The 9190-nt window shown below is 62.6% G+C and carries 7 protein-coding genes; 3 read left to right on the forward strand and 4 right to left on the reverse strand.

Annotated features, from left to right (window positions below):
* Positions 1–184 precede the first annotated feature (184 nt).
* From hemC to AC0L30_RS23495, 3 genes are read right to left on the reverse strand one after another with little or no spacing between them, the layout of a single operon-like run.
* A complete protein-coding gene (gene hemC, locus AC0L30_RS23485; protein ID WP_354127418.1) occupies positions 185–1165 on the reverse strand; it encodes a hydroxymethylbilane synthase in 981 nt (326 codons plus the stop codon).
* Between the two features lie 25 nt (positions 1166–1190).
* Positions 1191–2816 (reverse strand): GMC family oxidoreductase, encoded by a 1626-nt coding sequence (locus AC0L30_RS23490; RefSeq protein WP_473405297.1) that lies wholly within the window; start codon positions 2814–2816, stop codon positions 1191–1193.
* 53 nt (positions 2817–2869) lie between these two features.
* On the reverse strand, positions 2870–3460 hold the full coding sequence (locus AC0L30_RS23495; protein ID WP_473405298.1) for a TetR/AcrR family transcriptional regulator: 591 nt from the start codon (positions 3458–3460) through the stop codon (positions 2870–2872).
* A gap of 98 nt (positions 3461–3558) precedes the next feature.
* On the opposite strand from AC0L30_RS23495, the gene AC0L30_RS23500 reads away from it, so the two are divergent.
* Positions 3559–3924, forward strand: coding sequence for a nuclear transport factor 2 family protein (locus tag AC0L30_RS23500; RefSeq protein ID WP_473405299.1), 366 nt, complete (start codon positions 3559–3561; stop codon positions 3922–3924).
* 165 nt (positions 3925–4089) lie between these two features.
* On the opposite strand, the gene AC0L30_RS23505 is transcribed toward AC0L30_RS23500, so the two are convergent.
* Entirely contained in the window at positions 4090–5547 is a 1458-nt protein-coding gene (locus AC0L30_RS23505) for a DUF1254 domain-containing protein (RefSeq protein WP_473405300.1), read from the reverse strand.
* A 662-nt stretch (positions 5548–6209) separates the two neighbouring features.
* On the opposite strand from AC0L30_RS23505, the gene AC0L30_RS23510 reads away from it, so the two are divergent.
* Both AC0L30_RS23510 and AC0L30_RS23515 read left to right on the forward strand, forming a co-directional pair.
* Positions 6210–6581 carry a hypothetical protein gene (locus AC0L30_RS23510; RefSeq protein WP_007595254.1) on the forward strand — a complete coding sequence of 124 codons (372 nt, stop codon included), beginning with the start codon at positions 6210–6212 and terminating at the stop codon, positions 6579–6581.
* A 421-nt stretch (positions 6582–7002) separates the two neighbouring features.
* Positions 7003–8964 (forward strand): putative bifunctional diguanylate cyclase/phosphodiesterase, encoded by a 1962-nt coding sequence (locus AC0L30_RS23515; protein WP_473405301.1) that lies wholly within the window; start codon positions 7003–7005, stop codon positions 8962–8964.
* Positions 8965–9190: the final 226 nt, after the last annotated feature.

Here is a 9190-nt window from a genome sequence, read left to right on the forward strand (position 1 = left end):
GTGGGAAAACAAAAAAGCACGAAAACAACCCCATGCACAGTAGAGAGGCCACGCCCGATCAATGACTTAGGGCGGACGGAAATCAGGTGCGCCGTCATCGCATCGGATCGCACCAACATTTGACCCGTCGGGCAAAACAGGCGCATGATGCCATCATCACACCGATGCCCGCCTCGCGGCCGACTTAGCGCGGCCGGCTGCGCTCGATAATCTCGGCGGCGCCCTTGGCCAGCAGATCCAGTCCCACCGCACGGCCGAGTTCGCGGGGACGATTGGCGGGACCCGAACGCAAGGCTTCGATGATGGTGTTGCCGGAGAGATCGAGCACGGACGCGGTGAGCGACATCTGATCGCCCGCAATGGTCGAAAAGCCCGCCACCGGCGAATTGCAATGGCCGTTCAGCACCCACAGCACCTCGCGCTCGGCATCGGCGCAGGCATGAGCAGCGGGATCGTCGATCGATGCGAGAATGCGACGCGTCTGCCAGTCCTGTGCCGCGCATTCGACCGCGACGATGCCCTGCCCCGCTGCCGGCAGCATTTCCGCAGCGGAGAATTCGTAGCCGATGCGATGGGAAAGGCCGACGCGGTCGAGGCCGGACCGCGCCATGATCAGCGCATCGGCAGGCCCCACCGCGCCGCCATCCGGCAGGCGCTGCTTCTCGCCATTATCGAGTTTTCGCACGCGCGTGTCGGCGGCGCCACGGAAGTGGATTATCTCGACGTCGGGAAACAATCGCCGCGCATAGGCGGCGCGGCGGACGGCGTTGGTGCCGATCTTGAAACCCTTGCCACGAGATTGGCGCAGCGCCTCCAGCGTCACGCCATCGCGCAGCACCAGCGCGTCATTGGGAGGATCGCGCGAGAGCGTGGCGCCGATCACGAGACCGGGTGTGTCTTCGTTGCCGGGCATGTCCTTCAGCGAATGCATCGCCGCCTGGAGTTCGCCCGACAACACGGCGGCGCGGATCTGCGCCACGAAGGCACCGCCCTTGCCGCCATGGGGCAACAGCTTGCTGGTCTGGTCGAGATCGCCCGTGGTGTCGAACTTGACGATCTCGACGTCGAGATCGGGCATGGCAGCGGTCAGGCGGCGCGCGATCTCTTCCGTCTGTGCCAGCGCCATCGCGCTCTTGCGTGTGCCGATCTTGAATCGCGTAGCCAAGCCCAAATCCTCTCAAGACGCGAGTTTACCGCGCATCCTCCAATATCATGTCGGAGGCCTTTTCGGCGATCATGATGATCGGCGCGTTGGTGTTCCCCGAGACCAGGTCAGGCATGATCGAGCCGTCGACCACACGAAGGCCTTCGAGGCCCCTCACCTTCAGCCGCTGATCGACCACCGCGAGCGCATCATTGCCCATACGACAGGTCGAGGTCGGATGGTAGATGGTGCTGCCCCGCTCACGGCAATAATCCAGCAGCTCGGCATCCGTGGCTACCTTCGTCCCGGGATCGTACTCGTCGACCACGAAAGGCTTCAGCGCCGGTGCATGCAATATGTTGCGCAGGATCTTCAGGCCTTCCACGTTGGTGGTGCGGTCGGTCTCGGTCGACATGTAGTTGATGCGGATCTCCGGCGGCACTGTCGGGTCGGCGCTTTTGATGCGCAATGACCCGCGGCTTTCGGGGCGGAGCTGGCACACCGACGCCGTGAAGCCGGAGAAATCATGCAGCTTCTCGCCCATCTTGTCGGTCGAGAACGGCAGGAAGTGGACCTGGATGTCCGGCGAGGCCAGCCGCGGGCTGGTCTTGAAGAACGCGCCCGCCGTGCCCGCCGCAATCGTCAGCCAGCCCTTGCGGAACAGCGCATAGCGTGCGCCGGCCATGGTGCGGCGGAGCGGATGATTGACGGTGTCGTTGAGCGTAATCTTCTGCGAGCAGCGCATCACGATGCGGACCTGCATGTGGTCCTGGAGGTCGTGACCGACGCCCGGCGCGTCCAGCACGACGTCGATGCCGTGCTTGCGCAGGAGGTCGCCGGGTCCGACGCCGGAGAGTTGAAGCAGCTGCGGCGAGTTGTAGGCGCCGCTCGACAGCACAATCTCCTTGCGCGCGCGGGCGCGGCGCAATGTGGCGCCCTGACGGTATTCAACGCCGACCGCGCGGCGGCCCTCGAACAACACGCGCTGGCCGAGCGCGCCAGTTTCGATCTTGAGATTGCCGCGGGCCTTGGCGGGGCCGAGATAGGCCACCGCCGTCGAGGCGCGGCGGCCATTGCGCGTCGTGGTCTGGAACAGGCCGACGCCTTCCTGGGTGGCGCCATTGAAATCAGGATTGTAGGGCAGACCGCTCTCGACTGCGGCATCGATGAACGCCTTCGACAACGGATCGGTCACCACCATGTTGGACACCGGCAGCGGGCCGCCGCTGCCGTGATATTGATCGGCGCCGCGCGACTGGTTCTCGGCCTTCTTGAAATAGGGCAGCACGTCGTCATAGCCCCAGCCGGCGTTGCCGCGCTGACGCCATCTGTCGTAATCCTCGTGCTGGCCGCGGACATAGAGCAGGCCGTTGATCGAGCTCGACCCGCCCAGGGTCTTGCCGCGCGGCTGGAACACCTGACGGCCCTTCAGCTCGGGCTCCGGCTCGGTCTGGTACATCCAGTTGACGGTCTTTTCCTTGAACAGCTTGCCGTAGCCGAGCGGCACGTGGATCCAGATGTTGGAATCCTTCGGGCCTGCCTCGAGCAGCAGCACGCTGTGCTTGCCGTTGGCCGACAGCCGGTTGGCGAGCACGCAGCCCGCAGAGCCGGCACCGACGATGATGTAGTCGAACTCAGGGTCGGAGGGCGTCAGGGAGGAAGTTGCGTTCATGCGCTACTGTTCTTTTTGTTGGTGTGGGCGTTTCCAATCGTCACTTAGCACGATCATGGAGCGACGCGCAGCGCCTCGACCAGCGACCTGAACGCACGGGCATATTCCGCACCCGCCCTTGCGATATCGGCGCGTCCGGCGCAGGCGACCGCCGCTTCCGTGACCGCGCCGAGCAGCAGCCGGGCCAGCGGCTCGACCGGCTGCCGCGCGATCAGGCCAGCCTCCATCGCCGCCGCAATCGCACGCGGCAGCTTGCCGCCGAAATGTTTGGCGTCGATCTCGCGCCAGCGCTCCCAGCCGAGCACCGCCGGGCCGTCGCGCAAGATGATCTGGCCGGTCAGCCCCTTCGCGGTTGCGGCGAAATAATGCTGGGTGCCAGCGACCATCGCGGCAAGCACATCCTTCTCGGCACGGGCCGTGCTGTCGATCTCCGCGACGAGGTCGCGCGAGACCTGGTCGAACACCGCTTCGAACACCGCCTCCTTGGTCTTGAAGTGATGATAGACCGCGCCCTTGGCGACGCGGGCGGCTTCGGCGATCTCGTCCATCGTCGTCGCGGCAAAGCCTTGCGACCCGAACAGGCGGCGCGCCGCCGTCAGGATCGCTTCCGATGTCGCAGCCCGCCGCTCCGCCTGTTTCGCCATGGGTCTCGTCTAATCGAATTCGGCACAAGCGGCCAGTTGACTTTTCGACTATCGGTCGGTATTTACCGACCATCAGTCGGTTATTCGTGAGGTGTGCCATGCCGAGCCGTGACGTCGTCGAAGCTTTTGCCAAGCGATTGGAGACCGGGGATTTCATCGGCGCAATCGAGCAGTTCTATACGCCCGAGGCCGCGACCTACGAGAACAACGCGGCACCGACAGTCGGCCGCGACAAGCTCGTCGCCAAGGAGCGCGGCGTGCTGGCGGCCTCCAGGGAAGTCAAGGCGGTGCGCATCGGGCCGAGCCTGATCGAGGGCGATCATGTCGCCACGCGCTGGACCTTCAGCTTCACCACCGCCGAGGGCATCATCCGAACGTTGGATGAGATCGCGTGGCAGAGGTGGCGGGGCGATCAGTTGATCGAAGAACGGTTTTATTACGACCCCAAACAATTGGGACGCTGAGCCGCTGACTGTCTCTACAAGACCAGCTTCACGCCCGGCGGGTACCACGTCCCTTCGCCCGAAGGCAGGATCGACGGTGCTTCGGTCCTGGGCCAGTGGAGCCGCATCGCCATTGTGTTCATGCGGTCGAACGCCGGCGCCAAAGCGCCGGCGCTCAAATCAACTTTATTGGGCCAAGCCCACTGTTCCGGCCTCCGTCCTCACGACCGGCGGCGGATTCCACTTTCCGGTCAGCGCATCGGACTTCGGGCTATAAAGGCGCATGGTCAGATTAAAGGCTCCCTTCGGCGCCGGAAGCCAGTTCGCATCCTTGTCCTTGCCCGGGCTATCATTCTGGAAGAATATATCGAGCGACCCGTCTGCGTTGTACTTGAACGGCATCCAGCTGCTCACGGCAAAACGGTTGAGCGCATTGCCGACCTGAAAACCTTCCGGGTCGTATAGCGTGATCGACCAGAAGGCGTTGACCGGCGGGGCGGCGCCCTTCTCGAACGTAATTGTGTACTTGTTGGCTCCATCCAGCGGCTTGCCGGTCGCGTCGCCGAGATTGAGCGGATAGATGGCATCCTCAGGCAGGTTCGCGCCCAGCCCAAGTTGGGCGACGATGGCCCGCTTCAAATAGTAGTTGCCGTAGACACCCATCGTATCGGTGTTCATCGACCAGCCATTTGCGACCCGCGCAAGTGTCGGCACTTTCCAGGCCATCAGCTTCTGGCCGTCGTACGGAGCGGTCTCCAGCGCCCGTTGCAACACCGGATCGAGCTTGCCGATGTCAAAGCTCTTGCCGGGCTCGATGCCGATTTTCTTCATCTGCGCAATGATCGGCTCATCGGTAGCATGCGGCGGGTGAAGCTTGAGCAGTTCTGCGGCGCTGGCGAAGTACACGCCGGCCGACATGGTATCGACCTGGACCTTCGGCGGCGTCTTCATGTCGACGCTTGGGTCCGGCTTGAACTCGACCGGCTTGGGTGTCTTGCCGTACTCGGAAAGCAGCGTGACCTTGTAACCGGCCTGGATCTTATGGACGGCATCGTAATCGGGCGGGCCATCCGTCTTGGTGCGGCCGATCACCCAGACATGGGGCGTCGGCGCCTCGATGCGCTGGGTGTCGCTCGGAAGCTTGAATTCTTCCGCGAATCTTTCGCGCAGATCGGGCCGCCAGCCCGGGGGCGTGATCAGGAACGTGCCGGCCTTGGTGCCCGTCGTTCGCCAGCCGGGCGACGCGAAGACATCGGTCCACATGTCGAGCATCGGCAGCAGATAGTAGCGCTCACTTGTATCTGGTGCGGAGATGACGACAGGCTCCTTGGTCATGTTCAGCCAGGAGACGGAATACAGCGTGTCGAAGTTCGACCGCACCACGCCCTTGAAATTGGCCGGGGGGTATTCCGGCACGTTGACAAAGGTATTCATCGGACCTCTGAAATCGGTCGTGCCGTTGGTGAATTGCTTTCTCGAGATGTCCATCGACATGAGCGAGTAGAAGTAGACATAGGCATCCACTGCGATGGCATGCGCCTCTTGTTCGGTGATGGCCGGTGCAGTGCCCTGCGCCTGCGCGACAGGCACGGCCGCCGCACCAAGGCAAAGAGAAATTGTCAGCGTCAGAATTCCTCGAAACATGTCGAATCCTCCTCTTCTGATTTGGTGACCTCTGATTTGCGACTTCGTTCAATTCACTTTGTACCGTCGGAATGACCGCGTTCGAGGGTCTGAGCATTGAAGGTCTCAGCGTATTGCCTTGCAGCGTGGCGCCACGGGAATTCAGCACGAAGAGAAGAATGGCAGCAAAGCCGATGTCAGATGCGTTCACACCGCTCGCGGCGGTATGAATTGAAGTATTTTCGATCCAGCGCGAGGGGCGCTTATTGCTTGCAAGATAACGTGCGTCACCGACCGCATCAAACGCCGCACGGCGTCTGCAGAACTCGAAACAAATTGCTAGAAACAGAGATATAAAGCCTGGTCGAACTAGCGTCGCTTGAGGGGCATCTTCGGTCGCTTGCGCAATACGGGCCCTCTAGAATTACTTTAGCACAACCTGAACGTTTGGGCCAGCAGGGATCGTCTGCGTCTTCAATACCCCACTACTATCACAATCTGCCTCGTGTTCTTGCTCGCGCGATCGGGCTGGTTGCCCGAAACTGTCTCGGTGCTGGTCGGTGTGTTTACTCGCACAATATTGAGAGACAATCTCCTTCGTTCCCCTTGATTCAGATCAATACGATGCCCGCTCGGTCGCCTGATGAAATTGCTTCAGTGAAATCTCAAACGGGGAGTCCTGCATGAAGATTGTATTGCTGACCTTGGCGATGATAGGCGGCCAAACAACAATTCCAGTCAGCGAACGCGTCCCTCAACTCAATGTCGAGGCGACCTGCAAGGCCACCGTAGCCACTGACAAGGCGATGGGCCTGGATCTGGCGCAGTCCTACGACGATTGCATGCGCGACGAAAATTCCGCGCTGCAACAACTTCATTCCGTTTGGCTCACGAATTCCGACAGCCTTCGAACCCGATGCGAAGGCGAAGCGACGGCTGGCGGCAGTGACAGCTATGTCGACCTGCTGACCTGCATGCAAATGGCGGATTGGGCAAAATCGACTTCGGACGCTCCAAAATTGAAGGGAGCGAGCAAGAACCGAAACAAGCTGTGAGATGGCGCCGAGGATTATTTGCAGGCGGGTGCCGTGCCAAGTCCAGGCGCTCCCGCCCTAACCGCATCGCGTCATCGGAAGTCTCAGCACCGAGCCGACCGCCGGCTCGAAGCTGTTTGGACGCACGTTCCCTCGTGGCCTCAAAGGCGTCGATGGCCGGGACATAGGCGAGCGGACGCGACGCTGTCCTTCGAACGGATTAGCCCGGCCATGGCGCCATAGTAGCTTCAGCGCCCCAAGCTCCGTGACCGTAACCTCGCCGGCGCGCATTTGTATCGATTTGTTATCGATACGACGTGACGAACACGCAGAAGTGGTCGCGGCTATCGTCGCAAGCGGGGATAATTCATAGTTCGTCAAAGGTTTGCAGCGAATTCTCCGGATCGGGCCGGACAAACGGCCCATGCTGCTGGGCTCTGGAATGCAGACTCAAACGACCAGCTATTTCGCGCGGCTGTTCGCGGGCGATCTGTCGGCCTTTGGCGGTCCTGCAACCGACGAAGCCGTCACCGGCCATATCCGCGCCGAACAGATGTCGCTGGTGCTCGGCTATTCGGTCGGCATCATGCTGGCGAACGCCTGCAATGCTGCCGTACTCGCGATCGCGCTGTGGCAATCGCCCGACCGGATGTTCGCGCTGATCTGGGCGGTCGCCGTGGCCGGCGCTGCGATCGCGTTCGGTCTGCAATCCCACGCCGCGCGCCGCATCACCAAGCCGCAATTCGTCTCGCGCCGCGCCATGCATCGGCTGGTGCGCAATGCCTTTCTGCTCGGCGCCGCCTGGGGCATCGTCCCGGTCGCGTTCTTCCCAGGCGCTTCGACCGGCGGGCAGCTCGTCATCACCTGCCTTTGCTCGGGAATGCTGGCCGGCGGCGCGCTTGCCTTCGGCACGATCCCGATCGCGGCCATCGCTTTCACGGCGCCCATCTTCGTCGGGATCGCCATTTGCCTCGGCAGGAGCGGCGACCTCGCCTTCCTGCTGATCGCCTTTCTCGTCGTGGTCTACGGAAGCGTGTTGTTGCGCGGCGTATTCGTCAATTCATTCGCGTTCGCACGGCGCGTGATGCGGCAGATCGAGGCCGAGCGCACGGTGCGGCAGGACCCTCTGACCCATCTGCCCAATCGCGTCGCCTTCAACGAAACGCTCGATGCTGCCTTGAAGCGGCTCGCTCTGTCCGGCGAGGAATTCGCGGTGCTCCTGCTCGATCTCGATCGCTTCAAGGAGGTCAACGACAAATTTGGCCATCCCGCCGGCGACGAATTTCTGGTCCAGATCGCAAGCCGCCTGCAACGCTGCACCCGCGCGGCCGAGCATGTCGCACGCATCGGCGGCGACGAGTTCGCGCTGGTGATGGCCAATCTGGCGCGGCCGGAGGATGCGCTCGAGATCGCCGAGCGCTTCGTCGCGGCCTTCGACGAACCGTTCCAGATCGAGGGCCGCCAGATCGTCGGCGCGACCAGCGTCGGCATCGTGCTGGCGCCGCGTGACGGCAGCACGCAACTCGACATCATGAAGAACGCCGACACCGCGCTCTACCGCGCCAAGAAGGCCGGACCCGGCACGGTGTGTTTCTTCGAGGAAGCCGACGACCGCTCGTCACGCGACCGCAAGGCGCTGCAATCGGATCTGGAAGGCGCCATCGCCAGGGACGAGCTGTTCCTGGTCTTTCAGCCCTTTCTCGACCTCGGCGGCAACCGCATCACCGGCTTCGAGGCGCTGCTGCGTTGGCAGCATCCCCAGCGCGGACTGGTGCCGCCGAGCGAATTCATACAGATCGCCGAGGAAACCGGCTTGATCCACGAGATCGGCGAATGGGTCGTCCGCCGCGCCTGCGCGACGGTTGCCGAGTGGCCCAAAGAGATCAGGGTCGCCGTGAATTTCTCGGCCGCGCAGTTTCACAACAACGGTCTCCTCCAGATCATCGTGCAGGCGCTCGCGGACGCGAAGATCGCCCCGCACCAGCTTGAGATCGAGATCACGGAATCAATGCTGCTGTCGAAATACGCCTCCGCCGCATCCGTCCTGAATGCGCTGCTGGAGCTCGGCGTCACCGTGGCGCTCGACGATTTCGGCACCGGCTTCTCCTCGCTGACCTACCTGCGCAAGCTGCCGTTCAGCCGCATCAAGATCGACCAGTCCTTCATCCGCGACATGCTGGTGCAGCCCGACTGCGCCGCGATCGTGAAATCCGTGATTGGGCTCGCGCGCGACCTGCGCATCGGCGTGGTCGCGGAAGGCGTCGAGACCGCCGACCAGCTCGAATATCTGCACCAGATCGGTTGCGACGAAGTCCAGGGTTATCTCATCAGCCGGCCTGTGTCGGCGGATGGAGTCATGGCCCTGCTGGACACGAAGAAGCTGCGGGCAACCTACGCGGCGTAGGTGGAAATCAGATGGGCCCGAATGCCGACCACAAGGACGGTGAGCCCTCTCCCGCTTGCGGGAGAGGGCTGGGGAGAGGGTGTCTCCGTAGAGGGAATCCCCAAGAGGAGAGAGCCCTCACCCGGCGCTGCGCGCCGACCTCTCCCGCCTGCGAGGGCTTTGCGTAAATCGCGAATCTGCGATTCTCTAAGAGACATCTGAAGAGGATCTGGGGATGGCATATCGG

It is taken from the genome of Bradyrhizobium sp. MI1.11 (assembly GCF_055811255.1).

Bases quoted from the DNA above. Each gene is read 5' to 3' on its own strand.
- AC0L30_RS23490 (WP_473405297.1), bottom strand. From the start codon at position 2,816: ATGAACGCAACTTCCTCCCTGACGCCCTCCGACCCTGAGTTCGACTAC.
- AC0L30_RS23500 (WP_473405299.1), top strand. From the start codon at position 3,559: ATGCCGAGCCGTGACGTCGTCGAAGCTTTTGCCAAGCGATTGGAGACC.
- AC0L30_RS23505 (WP_473405300.1), bottom strand. From the start codon at position 5,547: ATGTTTCGAGGAATTCTGACGCTGACAATTTCTCTTTGCCTTGGTGCG.
- AC0L30_RS23515 (WP_473405301.1), top strand. From the start codon at position 7,003: ATGCAGACTCAAACGACCAGCTATTTCGCGCGGCTGTTCGCGGGCGAT.
- AC0L30_RS23495 (WP_473405298.1), bottom strand. From the start codon at position 3,460: ATGGCGAAACAGGCGGAGCGGCGGGCTGCGACATCGGAAGCGATCCTG.
- AC0L30_RS23510 (WP_007595254.1), top strand. From the start codon at position 6,210: ATGAAGATTGTATTGCTGACCTTGGCGATGATAGGCGGCCAAACAACA.